The 22,668-nt window shown below is 39.3% G+C and carries 23 protein-coding genes; 14 read left to right on the forward strand and 9 right to left on the reverse strand.

What is annotated here, in order from left to right; translation table 11 throughout:
- Positions 1–12 precede the first annotated feature (12 nt).
- The 7 genes from uvrA to whiA all read left to right on the forward strand — a co-directional run bounded on the left by uvrA (position 13) and on the right by whiA (position 8,887).
- The gene (gene uvrA, locus RWN13_RS12830; RefSeq protein WP_314064190.1) at positions 13–2,832 is read left to right on the forward strand and encodes an excinuclease ABC subunit UvrA; all 2,820 of its coding nucleotides are present in this window, start codon (positions 13–15) and stop codon (positions 2,830–2,832) included.
- Between the two features lie 266 nt (positions 2,833–3,098).
- Positions 3,099–3,884, forward strand: a complete 786-nt coding sequence (locus RWN13_RS12835) for an alpha/beta hydrolase family protein (RefSeq protein WP_314064192.1) — start codon at positions 3,099–3,101, stop codon at positions 3,882–3,884.
- 13 nt (positions 3,885–3,897) lie between these two features.
- Entirely contained in the window at positions 3,898–4,260 is a 363-nt protein-coding gene (locus tag RWN13_RS12840) for an HIT family protein (protein WP_314064194.1), read from the forward strand.
- Positions 4,261–4,380: 120 nt separating this feature from the next.
- Positions 4,381–5,508, forward strand: a complete 1,128-nt coding sequence (locus tag RWN13_RS12845) for a hypothetical protein (protein ID WP_314064196.1) — start codon at positions 4,381–4,383, stop codon at positions 5,506–5,508.
- Between the two features lie 539 nt (positions 5,509–6,047).
- Positions 6,048–6,935 carry an RNase adapter RapZ gene (gene rapZ / locus RWN13_RS12850; protein ID WP_314064199.1) on the forward strand — a complete coding sequence of 296 codons (888 nt, stop codon included), beginning with the start codon at positions 6,048–6,050 and terminating at the stop codon, positions 6,933–6,935.
- Positions 6,932–7,924 (forward strand): YvcK family protein, encoded by a 993-nt coding sequence (locus tag RWN13_RS12855; RefSeq protein WP_314064202.1) that lies wholly within the window; start codon positions 6,932–6,934, stop codon positions 7,922–7,924. The genes rapZ and RWN13_RS12855 overlap by 4 nt, the downstream gene beginning before the upstream one ends.
- Positions 7,925–7,945: 21 nt before the next feature.
- Positions 7,946–8,887 carry a DNA-binding protein WhiA gene (gene whiA / locus RWN13_RS12860; protein ID WP_314064205.1) on the forward strand — a complete coding sequence of 314 codons (942 nt, stop codon included), beginning with the start codon at positions 7,946–7,948 and terminating at the stop codon, positions 8,885–8,887.
- Positions 8,888–8,910: 23 nt separating this feature from the next.
- Here the strand turns inward: whiA and RWN13_RS12865 are convergent, their stop codons facing one another.
- Together RWN13_RS12865 and clpP are read right to left on the reverse strand one after the other, a co-directional pair.
- On the reverse strand, positions 8,911–9,435 hold the full coding sequence (locus tag RWN13_RS12865) for a thioredoxin domain-containing protein (RefSeq protein WP_314064208.1): 525 nt from the start codon (positions 9,433–9,435) through the stop codon (positions 8,911–8,913).
- A 154-nt stretch (positions 9,436–9,589) separates the two neighbouring features.
- A complete protein-coding gene (clpP, locus tag RWN13_RS12870; RefSeq protein WP_314064211.1) occupies positions 9,590–10,183 on the reverse strand; it encodes an ATP-dependent Clp endopeptidase proteolytic subunit ClpP in 594 nt (197 codons plus the stop codon).
- A 183-nt stretch (positions 10,184–10,366) separates the two neighbouring features.
- Between clpP and RWN13_RS12875 the strand changes: the two genes are divergently transcribed.
- A complete protein-coding gene (locus RWN13_RS12875; protein WP_314064214.1) occupies positions 10,367–10,885 on the forward strand; it encodes a hypothetical protein in 519 nt (172 codons plus the stop codon).
- Between the two features lie 64 nt (positions 10,886–10,949).
- Here RWN13_RS12875 and RWN13_RS12880 read toward each other — a convergent pair whose 3' ends face one another.
- Together RWN13_RS12880 and RWN13_RS12885 are read right to left on the reverse strand one after the other, a co-directional pair.
- Complete coding sequence (locus tag RWN13_RS12880; RefSeq protein ID WP_314064218.1) at positions 10,950–12,635, reverse strand: YfhO family protein; 1,686 nt, start codon at positions 12,633–12,635, stop codon at positions 10,950–10,952.
- 15 nt (positions 12,636–12,650) lie between these two features.
- Positions 12,651–12,845 (reverse strand): hypothetical protein, encoded by a 195-nt coding sequence (locus RWN13_RS12885; protein WP_399553664.1) that lies wholly within the window; start codon positions 12,843–12,845, stop codon positions 12,651–12,653.
- Between the two features lie 936 nt (positions 12,846–13,781).
- On the opposite strand from RWN13_RS12885, the gene RWN13_RS12890 reads away from it, so the two are divergent.
- On the forward strand, positions 13,782–13,937 hold the full coding sequence (locus tag RWN13_RS12890; RefSeq protein ID WP_314064221.1) for a hypothetical protein: 156 nt from the start codon (positions 13,782–13,784) through the stop codon (positions 13,935–13,937).
- A gap of 121 nt (positions 13,938–14,058) precedes the next feature.
- On the opposite strand, the gene RWN13_RS12895 is transcribed toward RWN13_RS12890, so the two are convergent.
- Positions 14,059–14,403: an antibiotic biosynthesis monooxygenase gene (locus tag RWN13_RS12895; protein WP_314064223.1), complete on the reverse strand. Its 345-nt coding sequence runs from the start codon at positions 14,401–14,403 to the stop codon at positions 14,059–14,061.
- Between the two features lie 171 nt (positions 14,404–14,574).
- Complete coding sequence (locus RWN13_RS12900; RefSeq protein ID WP_314064225.1) at positions 14,575–16,377, reverse strand: ATP-binding protein; 1,803 nt, start codon at positions 16,375–16,377, stop codon at positions 14,575–14,577.
- Between the two features lie 155 nt (positions 16,378–16,532).
- Here RWN13_RS12900 and RWN13_RS12905 point away from each other — a divergent pair, with 155 nt between their 5' ends.
- Positions 16,533–17,255: a response regulator transcription factor gene (locus tag RWN13_RS12905; RefSeq protein WP_314064227.1), complete on the forward strand. Its 723-nt coding sequence runs from the start codon at positions 16,533–16,535 to the stop codon at positions 17,253–17,255.
- A gap of 14 nt (positions 17,256–17,269) precedes the next feature.
- Here RWN13_RS12905 and citG read toward each other — a convergent pair whose 3' ends face one another.
- The 3 genes from citG to RWN13_RS12920 are packed head-to-tail and all read right to left on the reverse strand — an operon-like array spanning position 17,270 to position 20,196.
- Positions 17,270–18,130 carry a triphosphoribosyl-dephospho-CoA synthase CitG gene (citG, locus tag RWN13_RS12910; protein WP_314064230.1) on the reverse strand — a complete coding sequence of 287 codons (861 nt, stop codon included), beginning with the start codon at positions 18,128–18,130 and terminating at the stop codon, positions 17,270–17,272.
- A complete protein-coding gene (locus RWN13_RS12915; protein WP_314064233.1) occupies positions 18,114–18,815 on the reverse strand; it encodes a GntR family transcriptional regulator in 702 nt (233 codons plus the stop codon). Before RWN13_RS12915 ends, citG begins: the two co-directional genes overlap by 17 nt.
- A gap of 37 nt (positions 18,816–18,852) precedes the next feature.
- Positions 18,853–20,196: a citrate:proton symporter gene (locus RWN13_RS12920; RefSeq protein WP_314064236.1), complete on the reverse strand. Its 1,344-nt coding sequence runs from the start codon at positions 20,194–20,196 to the stop codon at positions 18,853–18,855.
- A gap of 407 nt (positions 20,197–20,603) precedes the next feature.
- On the opposite strand from RWN13_RS12920, the gene RWN13_RS12925 reads away from it, so the two are divergent.
- From RWN13_RS12925 to RWN13_RS12940, 4 genes are read left to right on the forward strand one after another with little or no spacing between them, the layout of a single operon-like run.
- Entirely contained in the window at positions 20,604–20,915 is a 312-nt protein-coding gene (locus tag RWN13_RS12925) for a hypothetical protein (RefSeq protein ID WP_314064238.1), read from the forward strand.
- Entirely contained in the window at positions 20,905–21,279 is a 375-nt protein-coding gene (locus tag RWN13_RS12930; RefSeq protein WP_314064279.1) for an acetyl-CoA carboxylase biotin carboxyl carrier protein subunit, read from the forward strand. Before RWN13_RS12925 ends, RWN13_RS12930 begins: the two co-directional genes overlap by 11 nt.
- Positions 21,280–21,312: 33 nt before the next feature.
- On the forward strand, positions 21,313–22,434 hold the full coding sequence (locus RWN13_RS12935) for a sodium ion-translocating decarboxylase subunit beta (RefSeq protein WP_314064241.1): 1,122 nt from the start codon (positions 21,313–21,315) through the stop codon (positions 22,432–22,434).
- 34 nt (positions 22,435–22,468) lie between these two features.
- Complete coding sequence (locus tag RWN13_RS12940) at positions 22,469–22,594, forward strand: OadG-related small transporter subunit (protein ID WP_314064243.1); 126 nt, start codon at positions 22,469–22,471, stop codon at positions 22,592–22,594.
- Positions 22,595–22,668: the final 74 nt, after the last annotated feature.

Below are 22,668 nucleotides of genomic sequence, written 5' to 3' on the forward strand. Positions count from 1 at the left end.
GGAGGTTAGAACGTGGCTAACGATAAAATTGTCATTCATGGTGCGCGAGCCCATAATTTAAAAGATATAGATGTCACCATTCCGAGAGAGAAATTTGTGGTTATTACAGGCCTATCTGGGTCAGGGAAAAGCTCCTTAGCTTTTGACACCCTGTATGCTGAAGGCCAGCGTCGTTATGTTGAAAGTTTGTCTGCCTATGCTCGACAGTTTCTAGGCCAAATGGACAAACCCGATGTGGACAGTATTGACGGTTTAAGTCCGGCTATCTCAATCGATCAAAAAACAACTAGTAAAAATCCTCGTTCTACGGTAGGAACTGTGACGGAAATCAATGACTATTTGCGGTTGTTGTTTGCTCGCATAGGTCACCCAATCTGTCCCAATGATGGCACGGAGATTTCCAGTCAGTCAGTGGAGCAGATGGTGGACCGAGTCTTAGAGTACCCGGAAAAAACCAAAGTTCAGATATTAGCGCCAATTGTTAACGGGAAAAAGGGCCAACATAAAAAAGTGTTTGAAATGGTTAAACGTGAAGGCTATGTCCGTGTTCGTGTCAATGGAGAACTTTATGATGTTACGGAAACACCTGAGCTAGATAAGAATAAAAAGCACAACATTGAAATCGTGATCGACCGGATAGTCATCAAAGAGGGCATTCGTTCCCGCTTGTTTGATTCATTTGAGGCAGCTTTACGCCTAGCGGAAGGTTATGCCTTAGTTGATATCATGGGACAAGAAGAGATTCTCTTCAGTGAACACTACGCCTGTCCTTATTGTGGCTTTACAGTTGGTGAACTAGAACCTCGTTTATTCTCCTTTAATGCGCCATTTGGTGCTTGCCCAGACTGTGATGGTCTAAGCATGAAGTTAGAAGTGGATGAGGACTTAGTTGTGCCTGATGGAAGTTTAAGTCTCCGTGAAGGTGCCATTGCGCCTTGGAATCCCATAAGTTCAAACTATTACCCGCAAATGTTGGAGCAAGCTTGTGAGGCCTTTAAAATCAACTTTGATACACCTTTTAATAAGTTATCAGAAGCTCAAAGAAGGATTATCTTACGGGGCTCTGAGGGGAAATTATTCCATTTTCACTATGAAAATGAATTTGGTGGCGTTCGTGATGTAGATGTGCCATTTGAGGGAGTCCTAAACAATATTCAACGTCGTTATCACGAAACCAATAGTGACTATACTCGCGAACAAATGCGTCTTTATATGACAGAGTTGCCTTGTCAGACCTGTCACGGGTATCGCTTAAATCCACAAGCTTTATCGGTTAAAGTTGCAGGTACTCACATTGGTCAGGTGACCATGTTGTCAATTACCAATGCATTAAACTTTTTTGAAAGTTTGGAATTAAGTGAACAAGAGACCATGATTGCTCGGCCTATTTTAAAGGAAGTACGTGATCGCTTAACCTTCCTGCAAAACGTCGGTTTGGATTATCTGACACTCAGTCGAGCCTCAGGCACTCTATCTGGTGGTGAAGCTCAACGAATTCGTTTGGCCACTCAAATTGGTTCTAATTTATCAGGTGTTCTTTATATTTTAGATGAGCCATCTATTGGTCTTCATCAGCGGGATAATGACCGGTTGATTGAATCACTGAAAAAGATGCGTGACTTAGGAAATACTTTAATCGTGGTCGAACACGATGAAGACACTATGCGAGCTGCGGACTACCTAATTGATATTGGGCCAGGAGCAGGCGCTCAAGGTGGGGAGATTGTAGCAGCAGGTACGCCAGCAGAAGTTGAGAGCAATCCCGACTCATTAACAGGTCAGTACTTGTCTGGTAAGAAAAAAATCCCTGTACCGAAAACACGCCGCAAAGGCAATGGTAAAAAGATTCGGATTACTGGTGCATCTGAGAACAATTTGAAAAATATCAATGTTGATTTTCCTTTAGGTAAGTTTGTTGCTGTGACTGGAGTATCGGGCTCAGGAAAAAGTACGCTGATCAATCAAATTTTGAAAAAGGCTTTGGCACAAAAAATTAATCGTAACCCCAACAAACCCGGTAAATTTAAGAAGATGACTGGTCATGAAGAAGTTGACAAGATTATCAGTATCGATCAAAGTCCGATTGGACGGACACCACGAAGTAATCCGGCGACGTATACCAGTGTATTTGATGATATTCGTGACTTGTTTGCCAAGACCACAGAAGCGAAAGTTCGAGGCTATAAGAAAGGCCGTTTTAGTTTTAACGTCAAAGGTGGCCGTTGTGAAGCCTGTCGTGGCGACGGAATCATCAAAATTGAAATGCATTTCCTGCCAGATGTCTATGTCCCATGTGAAGTGTGTCACGGCAAACGATATAATTCGGAAACACTGGAAGTTCATTATAAAGGAAAAAATATTTCAGAAATCTTGGATATGACATGTGAAGAAGCGGTTGAGTTCTTTAAACCAATTCCTAAAATTAACCGAAAAATTCAAACTATTGTCGATGTCGGTTTAGGCTATGTCACACTAGGACAACCAGCGACGACTTTATCGGGTGGGGAAGCTCAACGGATGAAGTTAGCCAGTGAGTTACACAAACGCTCGACAGGTAAAAGTTTTTATATTTTGGATGAACCAACGACTGGATTGCATACCGATGACATAGGGCGGTTACTGGGTGTTTTAGACCGTTTAGTGGATGCGGGTAATACCATTTTAGTGATTGAACATAACTTGGATGTTATAAAAACAGCCGATCATATTATTGATTTGGGACCAGAAGGCGGCGATGGTGGTGGAACAATTATCGCCACAGGAACCCCAGAAAAAATTGTGACGGTTCCTGAAAGTTATACAGGGCAATATTTGAAAGCCGTCTTGGATTAAATAATCTAGAAAATAAGACTGTCCTTTTGTAATAGTTGTTTTTGTTATTTAGAAAAAAACAAAGAGGACCTTGCTTTCTTAAGGGGTTAGGCATAAGATATGAGGTAGATAAGAGAACCCATGTTAAACGGGTCTATCTTTTCTACCCTATAAATAGAATCCGTTCAAAAGAAAGGTACTTTCCGTCTTCAAAGATGGAACGTATTTTTCTTTTTTTATCGACTGCCAATATGTTATGATGAGATAAAAGCTTAAAGGAGTAGAAGATGATATTAAGAGGAAGCGTATATTCTGAAAAATTACGCATGGATACAGGCATAACTATCCTAACGCCTAAATCATTTCGAGGGAAAAACTATCAAGTCGTTTATCTTTTACACGGATTGGCTGGCAATCATGAAAGTTGGCTGACCAATACAATGCTACCAGTTTATGCCGAAAAATATGAGATGATTTTTGTGATGCCAGAAGTTAATCGCAGCTTTTACAGTGATATGGCTTATGGTCTTCCTTACTTTTCATATGTAGCAGAAGAACTCCCAGCTTTAATAAAAAGGACATTCAATGTGTCTGCTAAAAAGGAAGAGACCTACGTCGTCGGTGCCTCAATGGGTGGCTATGGTGCTTTTAAACTGGCCTTAACATATCCCAATGTTTTCGGTAATGCCATCGGTTTCTCGGCGGCTTCACTGTTTATGGCTGATGGGCTGAAAACCTTAGCCAAACTCCCTGAATTTAGTGAACGACAAAAACTAATCGGTGACTATTTGGCTAAAGATTTGGAGGCTGTATTTGGTCAAGAGCTCAATGCATCTTCTGAAGAAGCTGATTTAGTGACGTTGATTCGACAATTTGGCAAGAAACCCCGCCCAAAACTATATTTGTCGTGTGGCACAGCTGATGTACTTTTAGCAGATAATCGTCGTTTTAACGAAATGCTCAAAGAACTAGGTTGGCAGCTGACCTATCATGAATTTCCAGGCGGGCATGACTGGTATCACTTTAATGAAGCATTGATTAAAGGATTACGGTGGACACGAAAAAAGAAGTAGAGGAGAGCGTAAAATGGATTGTCCCTTTTGTCAGTCAGACCAATTAGTGATGGAGAATGATTTAGCAAAAGCTTTTTTTGATAAACATCCGGTGAATGAAGGACATTTATTAGTGGTACCTAAGCGGCATACAGTTACTTATTTTGAGTGTACAATCGAAGAAAAAATAGCCATAGATCAGTTAATTCAACGAGGTAAAGTTCATTTAGAGGAAACCTATCAACCTGATGGCTTTAATATTGGGACTAATGCTGGCTCAGCTGCGGGTCAAACTATTTTTCACTGCCACATTCACTTGATTCCACGATTTACTGGGGATATTGATGATCCCAGGGGTGGGGTCCGTGGCGTCATTCCTGAAAAAAGAGTGTATTAGGCTGGGGGCTAAGAGGCTCTTTGATGAGTTTCACCAATCGACCCTTAATAATAGGATGGCTTTATTTATTACTTATTGGTAAAATGAACGTAGTTTTAGTAGTTTCAAGGAGATGATGAGATGCGTAAAGGAAAGGTAGTTCCTTTTGTAATAGTAGGGATGATGGCTGGGGCATTGTTGGCAATTATCCTTGGTTATTTTGGCAAATGGTTCCCTCAACTAAATCAGAAGAATGTGCCAGTGATAGTGGGAATGTTTGGAAGTGTTTTAGGTGTTTTTTTAATAATCGTTCTATTAGTAAACGGAAGGCGTCAGAAATTAGAAATAATTTTGACAGAAGTCCAGCGAGAAATAGATCGGCAATTGCGCTTGATTGACCGTAATCGTCGTGGCAGTCTGGCACAACGGAAAGCATTAGTCAACGACGTCTTTGGGTTTGTCGAAGAATTAAATCAGTTTATAAGCGTAGGGACGTACCAACGAACGAGACGAGGTCTGTTGGAAGCACGTCAGGAGTTTAAAGAGTTAAACATACCACATCAAGTCAAGCACCGTCAGTCAACTAAACATAAAAGAGAGGATCAGGCTAATTTTTTACGAATTGAAGCGGAATTGACGGAGCTAACATTAAAAAAGTTAGCTGAGATGAAAGTTGTGGGCTCACCTCTTGAGTGGACAGACCAAAAGGGAAGAGATGAATTACGTTTCTTGTTAGATGAGAAGAGTGCATATTTTGGACAGGAATATCAAGGCCTAAGTCCCTACTTTGGTTCAATTACAACCTTCTTGGTCTATTTGAATCATCAATTAAAAGAGGGAAATCTAAGACCGCAAGAGTATCATCACCAAATAGAATTTTTAAGGCACCATTTTACACGTAATGATTTACTTGTCATATTGCTGTATGTGCTTCTTATACCTAGTGGTTGCCAATTGGGTGTGGAATTAGTAGGGACCTCTTTTTTTGGTGATCTAGCCGAAGTGGGTCAAAATACCTTTCTTGAAGCTCCAGAGTTATTTAGAGTGTACCTAGAAGAAGTATTTGCCAAGTCTTTCAATAATAGAACCAATAAAAACAAACAAGAAATGACACGTTATTTTTATCAGGCTCACCGCCAAGAGTTAGCTAAAGGCTATCGAAATCGCAAAACAGCCATTAACCGAGTATTAAGCGGTGAATATTACGTAAAAAATGAAAATGGTCAAACTTTCTTAAAATTGACTGATAAGTTAAGCTTGGGTTCCTAGGGAAATCACTTATTGATGCTGATTTTTGGGCATTAATAAGTGGTTTTTTATGGTTGACAAACTATAAAAAACCAATCTAAAATGCAATGTGTTATTTGATACTTATATTTTCATGTTTATCTTTGTTATATGGTGGAATGATGAGGTTAACATTGGAACTACCACTCATAATGACGTGTCAGATTCACTCATACTTTTTATAAATGCTGGACCGTATTTATCTCAGCTTCCGTGGTGGGGATGGTTAAATCTAATGATCCTTGGAGTATAGCGTGGCTAGTTTCCAGGGGGCTGATATCTTTGCGTAATAAATGTTTATAAAATAAGACCTATGTCACAATGACTTAAGTCTTTTTTGTCTTGAAGGATAGTCAGGGAATAGCCTTCATCAATCATCTTCCAATTGTTTCGATACGCCCGGTGTGTTATAATTACTTAGATAACCAGCTGAATGGTCTGAAGAGATAAATCAAAAGGTTGGTGTGAATAGTACTAGGCATCAACTTAGCAGACCAAAGCAGATTAAGGAGGATGATTATATGGTAGATAGTCTACAATTAGTAATCATTACAGGAATGAGTGGCGCAGGGAAAACAGTGGCAATGCAAAGTTTTGAAGATATGGGGTTTTTCTGTATCGATAACTTACCGCCCCGTCTAATTCCAAAATTTTGGGAATTAATAAAAGAGTCTGGAAAAGTAACGAAAATTGCCTTAGTGATTGATTTACGATCACGGACATTTTTCGAGGAAATTCAAGACATGTTAGTTGAAATTGAAAATACAAAAATGATTGAAACCAGTGTGTTGTTTTTGAACTCTTCAGATGAAGAATTAGTATCGCGCTATAAAGAAACACGACGGACTCATCCCTTGGCGATGGACGGACTTGTAACCGAGGGCATTCGCAAAGAGCGGGCATTATTGGAAGAAATCAAAGGTGATGCTCAACTAGTGATTGACACGACAGATTTGAGTCCACGTCAATTACGAGAGATGATTATCAAGGAATTTAAAACGGAAGACACGAAGATGTTCCGGATTGAGATGGTTTCCTTCGGTTTTAAATACGGGTTACCGATTGATGCTGATATTGTGATGGACGTACGTTTTTTGCCTAATCCTCACTACATTGACGAATTACGACCGCTGACAGGCTTGGATAAAGAGGTTTATGATTATGTGATGTCCTTTGATGAAACCAATGATTTTTATGAAAAATTCAAAGATTTGATAATTTCAGTCTTACCAGGCTATAAAAAAGAAGGTAAAACAAGTTTAACTATTGCTATTGGTTGTACCGGAGGGCAACATCGATCTGTTGCACTGACCGAGCGTTTAGGCAAAGCCATTAAAGACGCAGATTATCATGTAAATATTACTCATCGTGACCGTGGTAAACGGAAAGAGACGGTGAATCGATCATGAAAACCTACCGTATTAGAAAGCCAAAAATTGTCGTCATTGGTGGCGGCACTGGCTTGCCAGTTATTTTAAAAGGATTACGAAATGAAAGTGCAGAGATTACTGCCATTGTAACCGTCGCAGATGATGGCGGAAGCAGTGGTTCTTTGCGCGAAAGTGTTAAGGTATCACCACCTGGCGATTTACGCAATGTCTTAGCAGCTTTGTCTGATATGCCAAAGCTGTATGAAGATTTATTTCAGTATCGGTTTAACAAGGAAGATGAATTTTTAGCTAACCATTCAGTCGGTAATTTAATTATCGCGGCACTTGCTGAAATGCGTGATAGTACCTATGAAGCAATCCAGTTATTGTCACGTATCATGCATGTTGATGGTCATGTCTACCCAGCTTCCGAGAATTCCTTGGTTTTACACGCAGTATTTGAAGACGGCACTAAAGCTTCAGGAGAGTCGAAAATAGCCATTGATCGCAAGACGATTGATTATGTCTATGTTACGAACAGTGATAATGATGAGGAGCCTAGAGCAGCCCGTAAAGTCATTACAGCCATCGAAGAAGCGGATATGATAGTCTTAGGACCAGGTAGCTTATACACGAGTATACTGCCCAATCTGATGATTGAAGAAATTGGTCAAGCTGTCGCAAACAGTCAAGGTGAAGTTGTCTACATTTGCAATATCATGACTCAAAAAGGTGAGACAGAACACTTTACAGATGCCAATCATATTCAAGTTCTAAATAAACATCTTAAGAGTAATTTTGTTAATACCGTTTTAGTCAATACGGAAAAAGCACCAGAGGGGTATATGGACCCTGACATTTACGATGAATATCTGGTACAAGTTCAACATGATTTCCAAGCTTTACGAGATGCCGAGTGTCGTGTGATTTCAGCTGATTTCTTAGAATTACGAGATGGTGGGGTCTTTCATGATGGAGATAAAGTTGTGGAAGAGCTGTTTCGTCTAGTCTTCGGCGCAAAATACTAAAGGAAAGAGGTGACAAGTTCTATGTCATTTGCCTCTGATGTCAAAAAGGAACTAACTACCTTAGAAGTTCACCGAGAGCACGCAAAAGCAGAACTTGCCGCGTTAATTCGAATGAATGGCGCGTTGACCTTGGCTAATCGCCAGTTTGTCTTAAATGTTCAAACGGAAAATGCCGCCATTGCCAGACGAATTTATACCTTATTGAAGGATCACTACAACGTTCAAAGTGAATTATTAGTTCGACGTAAGATGAAATTAAAAAAGAACAACGTGTACATCGTTCGGTTAAAGCAAGATACCCAAAAAGTTTTGAATGATTTGGATATTGTGGAAAATTCCATGTTCACCGATCATGTTTCTGATACGATTATGGGAAATGCTCAAAAGATGCGCTCATATTTAAGAGGGGCTTTTTTAGCAGGTGGTTCAGTCAATAATCCGGAAACTAGCCGTTATCATCTGGAGATTTATTCTCTGTACGAGCAACATAGTAAGGATGTTTGCGAAATGATGAATTACTATGATTTGAATGCGCGCACGTTAGAAAGACGTAATGGCTTTATTACTTATCTAAAAGGGGCGGAGCACATTTCAGATTTTCTGACCCTAATTGGTGCCACTAATAATATGTTAAAGTTTGAAGATGTGCGAATTGTACGTGACATGCGTAACTCAGTGAACCGTATCGTTAATTGTGAAACGGCCAATCTCAGCAAGACCATCGATGCGGCCTCCAAACAAATTGAAAATATTGAATACATTGAAATTACGGTGGGCTTAAATCATTTGCCGGATCGCTTACGAGAAATCGCCGAGTTACGGGTAGAGTATCCTGAGGTTAGTATGAAAGAACTTGGGGAGTTAGTTCCATCAGGCGCTATCTCTAAATCGGGCATTAACCACCGAATTCGAAAAATTAATGAATATGCTGATAAATTAAGAGAAAGTAAAAATCCCGTCTAGCTAGTGGCTAGACGGGATTTTTTTTAAGCTTCATCAAGTATCGATCTAAATTCCTCTTGGCTAATTTTTTGATCGAAGATATGGTTACCAACAACCATCGTAGGGACAAAGATGATTTGAGCATTATCCGCTTCTTCAATGATGGCTTTGGAGCTAGCAACATCATCAGCAATTAGCAGACCAAGAGTGTTTTCAGCGTATTTAATGATGTCTTCGTGATCCTCTAAATCGCCCCAATTATCTTGAGTCTCATAGATTTTAGCAATAACCTCTAAGGTATCTTCCTGTCCGTCTTTAGGCACGTATTTATGCATGATATTACCTTTAGCTAGACTAGGTTTTGTTTTATCGAATAACTTAATGATCCGTTGGACTTTACCATTGGCTACGTATTCAGCAAAGGTTGCTTCTGAATCATTGAACCATTGGCGGCAATAAGGGCAGCGCAGATTGATAAATTCAATGACCTTAACCGGTGCATCATCATGCCCAATTTTAATTCCAGTTGTCGTATTTGTTTGTGTTATATCCATGTTACTAATATCCAAAACGTCACGTCCTTTTTTATTATCTAAATACTATTATACCGTTACTTGTTCATATGTGACAGTATTTTGTTTATAACAGTCGCAACTAGCTTTAGGAGGGGAAAATCCCATAAAAAACAACTTCAACAATTAAGTTGAAGCCGTCTAATTTGCTTTATTTCATTGATTTACTGTTAACCATTACTTCATCGATTAAGCCGTATTCTTTTGCTTCTTCAGCAGACATAAAGTTGTCACGATCAGTGTCTTTTTCAATGACTTCAATCGGTTGACCCGTCCGTTCTGCTAAAATAGTGTTAAGACGTTCCCGGGTGTTTAAGATATGGCGAGCAGCAATTTCAATTTCAGTCGCTTGTCCTTGAGCTCCGCCTAAAGGTTGGTGGATCATGATTTCAGCATTTGGCAAGGCAAATCGTTTGCCTTTAGTACCAGCTGTTAAAAGGAAACTCCCCATTGAAGCAGCCATTCCTAAAACAATTGTTTGAACATCAGCTTTCACAAAGTTCATCGTGTCATAAATAGCTAAACCTGCAGAGACACTGCCACCAGGTGAATTGATGTAAATAAAAATGTCCTTCTCAGAATCCTGAGCATCTAAAAATAACAACTGTGCAATTACCGCATTTGAGACATTATCGTCAATAGGACCGCTTAACATAATGATTCTATCTTTTAATAATCTTGAGTAAATATCATAAGCTCTTTCACCACGGGATGATTGCTCAATGACTGTTGGAATTAAATTCATATTTTTTTTCCTCCTATACGTTCAAAACGAATTTTCTATACTATTCTAACACAAAAAGTTAGGTAGTGACTAGTTAAAGTATATCTAATTGGTCAAAAAAGGTCAATCAATTTGATTTAAAAACTAAAGCAGATATTTTTTACCAGACATGTTATAATTAATAAGAATTTAGAACAGAGGGGGATGCCTGTGATTTCAGTCATTGGGGCTCTTGTAGGGGTCGTAATCGGTGCCGTTATTGCACTGATTGGAACAAATATGAACAACCGTCATACCATGAAACAAATGGATCGGCGTGAACAATTGATTGAAAAGATGAAAGAAATTGATGTTTTAATTTTATTAAATCAAAAAATCAATGAAATTTTACAGAAACGCGATGTAGAATTGGAAAGTGCTGCTGAAATTGATGAGTTTCAAAGCTTTGACAGTTTTGACGACTGTATGATTACCATTGATGATTACATTTATTTGCAATCATTTTGTGCCCAAAATCATTATTATTTGCCTACTTTTATGGTGGAAGAGTTTTTCAAGAATATTGGTCACCGTAAAATTATTTTAGACCCTCAGCAAGTCCGCCGTCTAGGTGCCTATACGTATAAGGGCGGTCGCTTACTTTTAGAAAACTTTTCAGACGAGATCAACAGTGTTGTTCAAGATCGGAAAATCGAGTTAAAACAAATTCGAGGAAAATTATAAAAGAGACTGAGAGTTGAGTAGCAACTCTCTGGATTTTTCAAGAAATACCGCCAAAGAAAGGGGGCTAACTCCTTGCTTTGGCGGTATTTAGTTTATGTTTAAGTAATAGGGGAGCGAAAAGCAAAGTCATCCAAGAGATAATCAAAGACAGACGTTGTATAAAAGTTCCCTCATATGTAATGAACAAGGCATTGGTATTACCTGGTGCGACAAATGTAACTAAGCCATTTTGATTGTAAGGGTCAAGAAAGATCCCTTGTTCAGTAGAGACCTTGTACCCAATGTAATAAAAAAGTGGGACAGATAGAACCATGTCCTTTGTAGAGATAGCCTTATCTGGTAAGTCAATCCTCACGGTTTTGTACTGCTGGTGTATCAGCTGTTGATTGAAATCAAACCATGGCTGTCCATCGATTGTCACGTATTTATGCGGAGCCTCTTTGAGTTCGGTATAGTTACTCCCTTGAAGAAGATATTCTTGGCCGTAACCAATATCGGCGTGGCGCTGACTGAGATAATTATCATTGGTCATCGGGGTGAAGCCCATAACAGAAACTTGATTAAGGACATGACTATTAAACCCAAGAGTGATTAAAAAAATCAATGCCGTGATTATCCCCAAAGAAAAGGTAGTTTGTATGTTAGGGTGTTCCATGGCTAATTGCGCCGCTAGAAGGCCAGCGGCAAGTGAGACAAAAATTAATAAACGCCAAGGAAACTGAATGGTAGCAAAAATACTATCTTTTAAAAGTGACCAAGGAAAAAGGTTGCTTGAAAGAACAAAAAGAGTAAGTGTGGTCAAAGCCACTACTTTTGTAATAGTTCTGGATTTTTTCCAGGTCATCATTGAGAGAACCAAAACAATCACTAAACTTATTCCAATATTAGGGCTTAGCTTGGACCAAGGTTCAGTCACTGTGCTGATGCTGTTGGTTAATAATTGGCCTAACTGATAGTTCAAGGCATTTTGCCCTAAGCTTGCATTTGCCAAGTTAAATTTGAGAGAGAGGAGTTGCTCAAACATTGGCAAAGTCACCCAAGCTGTTAAAAGGCCTCCAAGAACAATTGCAAAGAGCATCGCCTTTACCTTATCTGTTAAATATGTCTGATTGGTTAAGAGAGCTCCAAAGAAAATCATGATAACAATGATGGCAGTGTAAAAAGCAGTAATTAGATGGCAGCTTAAAACCCCAGCCATCCCAAAGCTTAAGAGCCACCACTTTTGATAATTGCCTAAGCAAATCTCATAAAGACCTAAAAGAACAAGTGGTAAAAATATAAAAGCAAGTGTCTCACCTAGAGCCCCACGAACCGATTGATCGATTAAACGATAGGTTGAGAGTGTGTATAGCAAGGTGCCCAGATAAGCAGCTCGCGGAGTTGTCAGTCTTTTGAAAGCATAAAAAGCAGAAATGGCTGTCATTAAACTCAGAAAAAATTGAAACAAATAATAAGACTGTACAAAGGGGGAACCTATAAGTCGGAATATAGCGAAAGGTAGTAGGAAAAAAGACGGATAAAAAAGATCGGCACCATATCCATAACCACCGGCCATAGTCGGGAAGACTTTTGGGAAAAAGTCCAACTGTCTGATACTTAAGTAATAATTTTCCAAGCGTTCCTTATGAAAAATAAGATCATCCTGACTGTGAATACTGTTTTTGAAGACGAAAGGCACGATGGACATGATTGCTATGAGAATTAGTAGAGTTGACAGCCAGAGTACTTCCTTAGTGGATTTAGTTTTCATTTAAGCACTCCCATCTTATTGTTTGAAGTGCAGGTTAAGTGCTGCCAGTGCGTCGTTAAAATATGGCAGTGAGGCAGGACCTACACCATGGAAGTCTAAGACTTCTTTTTCTGTTAGTGCTGCAAGCTTTTCAAAGGAATCAATGCCATGACGCAATAAGGCGCGACTTGCAGGTTTAGATAGTGTTCCTAAAAATTGTTCATAAGTCAAATTCAACACCCCCATTTCTAATTATTATTATAACGAAAATAGCGAAAGAAGAGTAGGAAAGAAATCTTAAAGTTGTAAATAGATACATTCCGTAAAATAATTTGAGCAGTTACACTGAGCTATTTCCGTAATCATTAACAAAGAGTGGGACTTTCAGCGTTTTTAAGCTGGAAGTATATAGTTGTCAAATGAGAAAAAAATTGAAGATTATTAGTAAGATAATTAAATTTGTTTACGTGACTGGTAATCTCTGAAGTAAGTGACTTAAATCGGTGAAAAACAGGGTTTGACAACGCTTTCTATTCGGTGTACAATAAGGACGTTAAAAAGTTTTTTGTTGATGAATTAGCCTTTATTTTGATTGATTTCCATGACAGTTAGGTTGAAATTTACGTTAATTCAGAGACGGTTGTAACTGTTAGTCGCTAAAGCCAACACAATTGTTAAGTTGCATTCCCCGATTGTTAGGCTTGCTTGCTCTTGGAACAATTAGTTAATGTGTTGGATCAGTCAATTATTTAGTGGAGTGCCGATGGTTATGTAGCCCATAATAATCGATCGGTTGTATAGATTATGGTGGCGTTAGAAAGGAAATAAGGAGCGTCTTGTCAGGATTGCCTGATAAGATGCTCCTTTTTATACATGTTACTATGTCGATGTGCTTAGGCAGACTTAGTAGGGAGAGGGAAGCGATGAATAAACTAATAGAAATGCTTAAGGACGTGTTAGATGGACCTGCTCTTGAGATCAATAGCCACTAAGAGACAGATGGTTATGAAATAACACATACGTTAAATGACCTTGGGCTTACGGGCATTGTAAAAGGAACAGTCGATACTATTTTAAGTTAGAATTGAAAAATTAGATTTGTAACAATTGAAAAAAACATCAGGAAAAGGACCTGCACGGAAATTTTATTCCTAAAACGAAGAAGGGATGGCTAATGGCAGTGATGGGTTTGAACTGACAGGTGATGATGCGAGGGAATTGGCTGATGGGATTGTTAAAGAAGTGACAAAAACTTGGATAGAGGCGCGGAAGGGTAAATTAAATACTAAAGTCAAAAAATATCGAGAGACTGGAAAAGCATAGTCGGTCTGGTTGCCAAACAAGGATCAGTTGTGTTTATCAGACCTAAGTCAGGGGAATCTGGACATGTTTCAACTTAATAGACTCAGCTTAATCGAACCATAAGCTGAGTCTATTAAGTCGTTTATTCTTCAACTGGCGTTTGGGTTAAGACAGAATGAAATTCTTCAATCTGATTGGAAATAATCCCAATATTTTTAGGTTTTTCGGCTCGTGTGTCATCGGTACGACCGTGAGCTTTTTTAAAGCCTTCTGTTTTTAGCCAAGCTTTTTGATCAGCTTTTTCAACCCATTTACTAACAACGACTATTTCATCGTATTCTAAATCTGATTCTTTTTCCCAGAGTTCAAAGCCTAAAAAGCCTTTAATATTTGTGACACTGGCAGCGGCATGACCACCGGCAAATTTTTCAATGACCTTTGAGGTTGCTTCTTTTTCTGTTCGAATGGTGTTTGTAACGATAAACATAATCTAACCTCCAAATTATTTTCAATTTTATTCATTATACACTTTCACTTATCAGTTGAACAATGAAAAAGTCTTGAAGCTAACTATCAGGCGAATATCCGTCTTAAATAAAAGACTCAAAACGAACGCTAAGGCTGTAGGGAAGACTGGCGGTTCTGTTGTTTGACAATCTTAATTGTTGTTTAGTAATGGCATACGAATGAAAAAGGTAGTACCGGCTTCCGAAGACTGTAAATCGATTTGCCAATTATACTTAGCGATGATAGAAGCTACGGCAAACAAACCTAAGCCAGTTCCTTCGTCACTTGATTTCGTCGTAAAAAATGGTTCGTAGATTTGTTCTTGAATCTCAAGTGGAATGCCAGGACCATTATCACTTATTTCCAATATGACGGAGCTTTCAAAGGGGGTGCTAGATACTTTTTTTGCCCGTACCATAATACTTGGGGCTTGCTCACCTTTGACTGCTTGATAGGCATTGGTAATTAAGTTGTATATGACATTTTGTAAGTCGATTTCTTCTAGTTGCACTAAGCCAATCTGTTGCTGAATCTTAATTTTTAGTGGTGTTTTTTTTGGAATAATCCCACTAATTAAGTGAGTTGCCACAGTTATGGCTGAAGAGATATCCACCACTTCTTGAATATTTTGGGACGCCCTTGAAAAGCGCATGACATTTGACAGTAGTTGATCGCCTTTTTGAGCGGCTGCCAGAACTTCATGAAGGTCATCTTGCAAAATGGGCTGATTCTGATATTCCAGCATTAAAAGTTCCAAATTGCCAATAATCGGTGTTAAAAAATTAGTCATATCGTGAATGATGGAGGTGGTCAATAAGCCAACAGTCTCCAATTTATTCCGTTGAGATAATTGCCATTCCAGCTTATGTTGAGCTTTTTGCCGTTGATGATTGGCAATCAGTTGTTTGTTTTCTTCTTCAATTTTTTCTTGTTTGCGGAAACTACGTAAAAATAAGCTGAAAATAATAATCAACACTAGCAATAGTAATAACAGTGAAAAAAGGGCAATGACCAAATTAATAATGTCGTCATTTCGTTCCCGATAATCAGCATTAATTGAGATAACCCATCGCGCCATGCCCACATCGACCCATTCAAAAGCACCGATTTTTTCGGTCTCTTGGGGTTTTTTTTCGTCCCACCAGTAAGACTTATAAGTTAATGCCCCCTCATCATGTTCCAGTTGATATTTTTCCAGACGCTTTAAATCATCATAATGGAGTTGAGGAAATAATTTTTGACGACCCTCAATAATCGACAAACCAATTTGTTCCTCAACAGGATGCATAACAACTGTCATGGATTGATCTTTGACCATAGGATACCCTTTGTATTCCAATTCAAAATCTTGGATAAAATTTTTATAAAATACATCTAATTTGAGTGGCATTATTAGATAGCCAATAATGGCGCCAGTAGGGGTGTTGATTTTGTGATAAAAGTTCATGTAGGCCTGCTTGTCAATAAAATAAGAGTTGCCGTTTTGTTCAGCTGTAGGAAATGTTAACATCTCAGCAAGAGAGCTGTCCTTTTCGATGTAAGGCAGAATAGCATTCGTGTCTATCGCTTGTACATCTTTAGTTGCCGGGGCCCAAGAGATGGCATTTAAGGGCTTTCCATTACGGTCAACATAGATGAGCGTCTCAGATTCCCCTTTTAATGAAGTAAAAAAAGGAATGAATGAAGAGGGATTATCTATTAAAGTAATCGGGCGATCCGTTGAGTTCCACTCCTCATTAATCGTTAAATAACTTAGAGATTGGTACCGGTTTTTCATGGATAATTGCACGATTTTAGCCACATATTGGGTAGATTGCAAAAGGAAATCCTGACCGCTGGCAGTTGTGGTATTGCGAATAACGGAAAAGCCACGAATGGCAAAAAAGCCAGAAATAATTATTAAAAGAGTTGTTGCCGCAATCATGGCATTAACAATTTTAGTGGTTCGTTTCATTTGAAACACTCCTTTGAGTAATGAGTTAAGCATCATTTAAGCATAAAACTAAATTCTCAGGTCAATAGACTGAGGGAGAAACAAGATTGAGTTGAAAGTTTAGCTTAATTCAGCTATTGTATAGATAAGGTTACTAAAATTATGAGGTGTGTGTGGTGAGAAACGAAAAAATTCTAGTAGTTGATGATGATCCCTCTGTTCGTCGACTGATTTGGAAAGCGTTACAGGCAACAGGCGTTTTAATTTATCAAAGTGAAACCATCGACCATGCCCTGGGGATGATGAAGCGGATTGATTTTCACTTGTTTTTACTGGATGTCAGCTTGGAATACGATAATGATGGCTACCAGTTGGCTCAGCTGATTCGCGAAGAGCAGCCCTTAACGCCAATTATCTTTATCAGTGGTCGTAAAGAAGAAGCGGACATTGTCAGTGGCTTAGAATCCGGTGGTGATTTATATCTGACGAAACCATTTTCTCCCGTTGTCTTAAAGGCCCAAGTGACCAGTATCTTAAATCGGACGGAACAGTTCTTAGCCGTCAATCATCAGCAACATGAGGCCATCTTGACACATGGTAATTTCAGGTTTGATAAGAACCTCTATCAGTTTAGCAAACATGGTGAAATAATCAACATGACTTCAAAAGAAATTATGATGATGTTGTTTTTTATGGAAAATCCCTATCAGGTTTTTAGTAAAGAACAAATCTATGCCAATGTTTGGCATAGTGGTGAGATGGATCAAAAACTAATTGTGGTCTATATTAATTATCTGCGAAATAAAATTGAAGATGATCCCAAAAAGCCGCAGTATTTGCAGACGGTTTGGGGAATTGGTTATTCCTTTCATCCAGAAATAAAAAGAGACGTTGAATAAATCAACGTCTCTTTTTATAGCCCTTCCAGTTGGCTGAAAAATAAGCTTAAGGCCAGTAAATCGGCTGTGCCACCAGGACTTAAATGTTGGTCAATTAGTTGCTGATCAAAGAGACGCAAGGCATGTTCGATTTGTTCCAAAGGTTTATCGGCGAGTGATTGACTTAGTGTCTGGGCTTCATTCTTAACAAATAACCAGCCTTCAATTCCACCTCGATGAATCAAATTAGAATCTTCCACTTGGCTCATCAAGTGGAGAATTAGTAATAAATAACTCCTTTTTTCAGGTCTTTTGTCTCGTAAGAATGGCAGGGCAACTTTCCGTAACATCGGATAACCGGCGGCGGCTTCCCCTCTAATGCCCAATATACCATGGTCTAAGTAGAGGCGTTCACCATCGCTTAAGCTTTTTTTTGAGGTTAATTGATGATAGTCTAGCAGCAAATTTTCCGTCATAATAGCCACATAAGACAAGATGGCAAGAGTGTCTTTGGGGCTCAATGGCAGATTATCTTGTAAATGGTGTTGGGCGTAATAACCAGTTGCTCCTAAGATTAACGCAAATGAAAAATTTGCCCCCTTATGAGTGTTAATATTTGCCGTTGCTTGAAGCATAGCCGTCTCCGCTAGCTGCCCCTGTTGTCGTAGTTTGTCAAAAAGATCAGCAGGGGTTCCTTGATGGCTATAACCAATCGTCAGATATCGAGTAAAAAAAGGCCATAAGGCAATGCTACTGTCGATAAAAGTTAGAAAGGTCATATCCTTGTGGGCGCCATTGCTAATCGGATCGACGAGGCCTGGCTTTGGGAAAAGCGCGGCCTCATGAAGTAGGGCTTGTTGGGCGTAGTGACTGATTTGTTCAATGAGTTGAGTCATAGTGCTGGGCCATTTCTTTAATGATAAAGGACAAGGAGGTATCGAGATGTTCCTGAATAATTAACTCGATTTGCTCTTTGTTTTGATTGGTCATTCCTTGGTAAATCAGCCAGTGCTCGTGAAGGGCGTGATCTCTTCGTTCTTTGGCCCGAATGGCAATGTCGCGAAAGTAAACCAAGTAGTCTCGTAGCTTAGTCACAATTGACTCTAAGCGGAGCATTTGACTTTTTTGATAGATAAATTGATTGAAATCAGAAAATTTTTGTAAAACTAAATCAATCTCATCAACTTCATTCAGCCGGTCTGTTTCTTCCAGTAAATGCTTCAGTTCAATAAAGTCTTCAGGGGTCATTTTTTTCATAGCAGTGGTTGTCGCTAGAATATCCAAAGCTTTGCGAATATCATAAATTTCATAAGCATCTGCGATATTAATGCCCTTGACAATATTCCCCACACCCGGTTGGTAGGCCATTAGGTTTTCGGAGACTAGAGTTTGCATAGCATAGCGAATAGGTGTCCGACTAATGTTCATGGCTTCGGCAAATTCTTTTTCATTAATTCTTACCCCAGCGGGAATTTCTCCCAGAATAATGGTTTTTCGGAAAGCGTGATAAACTAGCATTTTCAAAGGCTGATTTAAGGTTAGGTCAAGATTTTTAGCGACACTTTCTGTTATGTTTGACATGATAAGACTCCTTTATAACGATAGTTTTCTATGTTCCTTATTGAGGAATATAAAGTGGCATATGTCCTGTTAAAATAATTGTCACAATAAAGATGATAAAGATTCCTAAAGCCCATTTTGCCGATTCTTTTTGCCATTTGCCCATATCTAAACCTGTTAAGCGTAATAATAGGTAGATGAAGGCGACAAGAGGACTAAGTAAGTGGAAAGCTTGTCCCATTAAGGAAGCCAAAGCCATTTGCATATCAGTGAAGCCGTATGAACGACCTGCTTCAGCTAATACGGGTAAAACGCCGAAGTAAAAGCCATCATTGGAAATAAAGAAGGTACCAGGGGCAGAAATTAAGGCGATGACTAATCCCCAGAAGCCAGCCAGTTGATTGGGAATGATTTTAGTGAAACTCTGGGCCAAAGCATCAGCCATTCCCGTTCCTTGGAATAAGCCCATAAAGACGCCAGCAGCGAAGACGAGAATGACGACCTGTACAGCGTCACCGCCATTGGCGCCAATCCGAGCCGACTGATCCTTTAAGTTAGGGTAATTGACCATCAAGGCAATTACCGTTCCAGTTAGAAATAAGAATAGAGGTGGCAAACCGAGACCAACGAATGAATCCGTGATCAATAAGGTGAGTAAAAAAATGGTTAAGACGGCATTAAAGGCCCATTTTTCAGGACGGCGAACGGCTAATAACCCCTCATCAGTGACCGTTGTCATAGCAATTAAATCCTCTTCTGAAAGAGTTTTGATACCCAAACGTGCCCGCTCCTTGCGACCCATTGAAGGTGCGACAATAAAGATGACGTAGGCTAAGGCGGCTAACATACCAGGAACCAAGTAAGCTAAAATTTCAGCTCCAACATTTAGCACACTCATAGCTCTTGCAGTGGGACCGCCCCATGGTAGTAGGTTCATAATGGTGTTTTGTAAAATAACCAATACCGCTAAATTCATTAGTTTCATGTCCAGTTTCTTGTAAATCGGAATAAAAGCAGAACAACAAATCAAGGTGGTAGTCGTGCCATCGCCATTTAAAGAAACGGCTGCAGCCACGACCGCAGTGGCAATTAAGACTTTCATAGGGTCGCCTTTTGCTAAATAAATCATCTTTTTCGTAATCGGGTCAAAAAGACCAGCATCTAACATAATTGAAAAATACAGAATCGCAAAGAGCAACATAATTCCCGTATTGGAGGTGGTTTTGATTCCCTCCATCACGAAATCCCCTAAAGTTCCCTTGTTTGACACACCTAACAAAATGGCTGATAAAGCGAAAAATAAGGGAATTAAGACTAAGGCAGTAAAGGGTGACATTTTTTTCTTCATGATGACAATCATAAAGATAATGATCATGGCATACGATAGAACAGTTAATAACATCTTTTTCTCTCCTTTAAAATAATCGATTTGTTGTTCCTTGCGGCATGTGGCTCATGGGCAAGGTGGTGACAGGTACTTGATAAAAACTTCACGTGATGTTAAGTAAGAGTCGGAAATATTTGCTTAAGCAAGGCTTAGTTTAGCTGATAAAAATAGAGATAGATAGAGCCTTAATAAAAAAAGAACAGCAAAAACACAATGTTGTTACCGCTTTCTTAAAGAGAGGTAAATAAAAGGTTAATAAATAGTTAAATCGTCTGAAACTCTTATATATCAAGGGTTTCAGCTGTTTTTGACGTGGCTGGGAAATAAGGAACAGCGAAAGCACAATTTATCACAGAGGTTTTGGTTTTATTCAAAGGCAATTTACCTATAATGAAATTACCAAGTAGAAAGGATGTGAGTTCATGGGACTATTTAAACGATTGTTTGGTGAAAAGGAAATCCCTCTGGAGGAACCGGTTCAGGATAGATGGCAAAACATTCCTCCTTATATAGAGGAAAGGGAATACCAATTAGCTTCACTGGTTGCCTCTGCCATTGCGGCTAGTGACTCTAATAGTGACTTTGTGGTAAAACGGGTACGAAAGAGAAACCCTGAAGCTCAGTTGGTATCAATCATTGCTACCATTGTGGCGACAGGTGAACAGCCTGAAAGTGTTTTTAGAGTTACATCAATTAAAGAGGAAAAACTAGGAGGAAGTAATGATGTTGCGTAAGTTTAAAATTTCAATCGATGGTAAAGCTTATTTAGTGGAAATGGAAGAAGTCGGTGGCAGTCCTGTAGCTGTTCAAACACCGATTGTGACACAAACAGCGGTGCCGTCAGTCGCAGAAGCAGAAGTTGCAGTGAGTCCAGCAGATGTGAGTGGAGAAGCGATGACGTCACCAATGCCAGGCACAATTATTAAAATATTAGTGAATGTGGGCGATGAGGTGAAGGAGAATCAACCCTTAATGATTTTGGAAGCCATGAAGATGGAAAATCAGGTTGTAGCAACTAAAAATGGCAAAGTTGCTGGCATTCATACCTTACTAGGCTCAGTGGTAAATGCGGGAGATGAACTTATTACCATTGCTTAACCTAAAAAGAAACGAGTTGGAGGAGAGAAAACTGTGGAAACATTAATTCAAGGCATTACGTCCATTACGATTGGACAAATTTTTATGATGGGCATCGGAGGCTTACTGATGTACCTGGGAATCAAAAAAGAATATGAACCAACCCTCTTGGTTCCAATGGGACTCGGCACGATTTTAGTCAATTTCCCAGGGTCAGGGGTTTTGACACAAATAGTCAACGGTTCAGAAACAGAAGGGGTTTTTGATGTTCTGTTTAATGCAGGGATTGCGACTGAATTATTTCCATTGCTAATCTTTATTGGGATTGGTGCCATGATCGATTTTGGACCGCTGCTACAAAATCCCTTTATGCTTCTCTTTGGAGCGGCTGCTCAATTTGGAATATTTTTCACGGTAATCGTTGCCGTTATGTTTGGTTTTGATATTGAGCAGGCAGCTTCGATCGGTATCATCGGGGCCGCAGATGGTCCCACATCTATTTTTGTTTCCAATCAATTAGCCCCAACCCTATTGGGGCCAATTACAGTCGCGGCATACTCTTATATGGCCCTAGTGCCGATAATTCAACCGATTGCCATTAAAGCAGTCACGACTAAAAAAGAACGTGGCATCCGAATGACCTATAAAGCTGACAGCGTTTCGAAATTGACGAAAATTATTTTCCCAATTGCGATTACAGTAGTGGCGGGTTTTATCGCCCCGATTTCATTGCCTTTAGTTGGTTTCTTAATGTTTGGTAATTTACTGAGAGAATGTGGTGTCTTAGACCGCCTTTCAAATACGGCTCAAAATGAATTAGTCAATATCGTTTCAATTCTTTTAGGGTTAACGATCTCCATTAAAATGCAAGCAGAGCTCTTTTTAAATGTCCAAACCTTATTGATTATAGCTCTCGGTTTAGTAGCCTTTATTATGGATTCAGTTGGAGGGGTGCTCTTTGCTAAACTGTTGAACTTGTTCCGAAAAGAAAAAATTAATCCAATGATTGGGGCAGCGGGAATCTCAGCCTTTCCAATGTCCAGTCGGGTAATTCAAAAAATGGCAACAGATGAAGACCCGCAAAACTTTGTCTTGATGTACGCCGTTGGGGCGAATGTCTCTGGTCAAATTGCGTCGGTAATTGCAGGTGGTCTATTATTAGCATTCTTCTCTTAAGAAAGTTTAAGGAGAGAGGGAAGGAGGAAATAACATGAACATTGAAGCCTTGAAAATTGCTGTGGAATTAATGTTATTCGGAATGGGTGGAGTCTTTCTAGTTTTATTTTTACTCTATCTGATTTCACAGCTACTGATTAAATTGTTTCCAGCCAAGTAAGGATGATCTACTAGATAGGGGCATGTAGCCAGGATCTCTCTGGTCGGAAATCAGTCAAAAGGAAGTGAGACAAG

Source organism: uncultured Vagococcus sp., assembly GCF_963518325.1.
Lineage (GTDB): Bacteria > Bacillota > Bacilli > Lactobacillales > Vagococcaceae > Vagococcus_D.

What these genes read in the sequence shown, in the direction of transcription:
- RWN13_RS12835 (WP_314064192.1), top strand. Translation starts at nt 3,099, where the DNA reads ATGATATTAAGAGGAAGCGTATATTCTGAAAAATTACGCATGGATACA.
- RWN13_RS12840 (WP_314064194.1), top strand. Translation starts at nt 3,898, where the DNA reads ATGGATTGTCCCTTTTGTCAGTCAGACCAATTAGTGATGGAGAATGAT.
- RWN13_RS12845 (WP_314064196.1), top strand. Translation starts at nt 4,381, where the DNA reads ATGCGTAAAGGAAAGGTAGTTCCTTTTGTAATAGTAGGGATGATGGCT.
- rapZ (WP_314064199.1), top strand. Translation starts at nt 6,048, where the DNA reads ATGGTAGATAGTCTACAATTAGTAATCATTACAGGAATGAGTGGCGCA.
- RWN13_RS12855 (WP_314064202.1), top strand. Translation starts at nt 6,932, where the DNA reads ATGAAAACCTACCGTATTAGAAAGCCAAAAATTGTCGTCATTGGTGGC.
- whiA (WP_314064205.1), top strand. Translation starts at nt 7,946, where the DNA reads ATGTCATTTGCCTCTGATGTCAAAAAGGAACTAACTACCTTAGAAGTT.
- clpP (WP_314064211.1), bottom strand. Translation starts at nt 10,183, where the DNA reads ATGAATTTAATTCCAACAGTCATTGAGCAATCATCCCGTGGTGAAAGA.
- RWN13_RS12875 (WP_314064214.1), top strand. Translation starts at nt 10,367, where the DNA reads ATGCCTGTGATTTCAGTCATTGGGGCTCTTGTAGGGGTCGTAATCGGT.
- RWN13_RS12880 (WP_314064218.1), bottom strand. Translation starts at nt 12,635, where the DNA reads ATGAAAACTAAATCCACTAAGGAAGTACTCTGGCTGTCAACTCTACTA.
- RWN13_RS12890 (WP_314064221.1), top strand. Translation starts at nt 13,782, where the DNA reads ATGGCTAATGGCAGTGATGGGTTTGAACTGACAGGTGATGATGCGAGG.
- RWN13_RS12895 (WP_314064223.1), bottom strand. Translation starts at nt 14,403, where the DNA reads ATGTTTATCGTTACAAACACCATTCGAACAGAAAAAGAAGCAACCTCA.
- RWN13_RS12900 (WP_314064225.1), bottom strand. Translation starts at nt 16,377, where the DNA reads ATGAAACGAACCACTAAAATTGTTAATGCCATGATTGCGGCAACAACT.
- citG (WP_314064230.1), bottom strand. Translation starts at nt 18,130, where the DNA reads ATGACTCAACTCATTGAACAAATCAGTCACTACGCCCAACAAGCCCTA.
- RWN13_RS12915 (WP_314064233.1), bottom strand. Translation starts at nt 18,815, where the DNA reads ATGTCAAACATAACAGAAAGTGTCGCTAAAAATCTTGACCTAACCTTA.
- RWN13_RS12920 (WP_314064236.1), bottom strand. Translation starts at nt 20,196, where the DNA reads ATGTTATTAACTGTTCTATCGTATGCCATGATCATTATCTTTATGATT.
- RWN13_RS12925 (WP_314064238.1), top strand. Translation starts at nt 20,604, where the DNA reads ATGGGACTATTTAAACGATTGTTTGGTGAAAAGGAAATCCCTCTGGAG.
- RWN13_RS12930 (WP_314064279.1), top strand. Translation starts at nt 20,905, where the DNA reads ATGTTGCGTAAGTTTAAAATTTCAATCGATGGTAAAGCTTATTTAGTG.
- RWN13_RS12940 (WP_314064243.1), top strand. Translation starts at nt 22,469, where the DNA reads ATGAACATTGAAGCCTTGAAAATTGCTGTGGAATTAATGTTATTCGGA.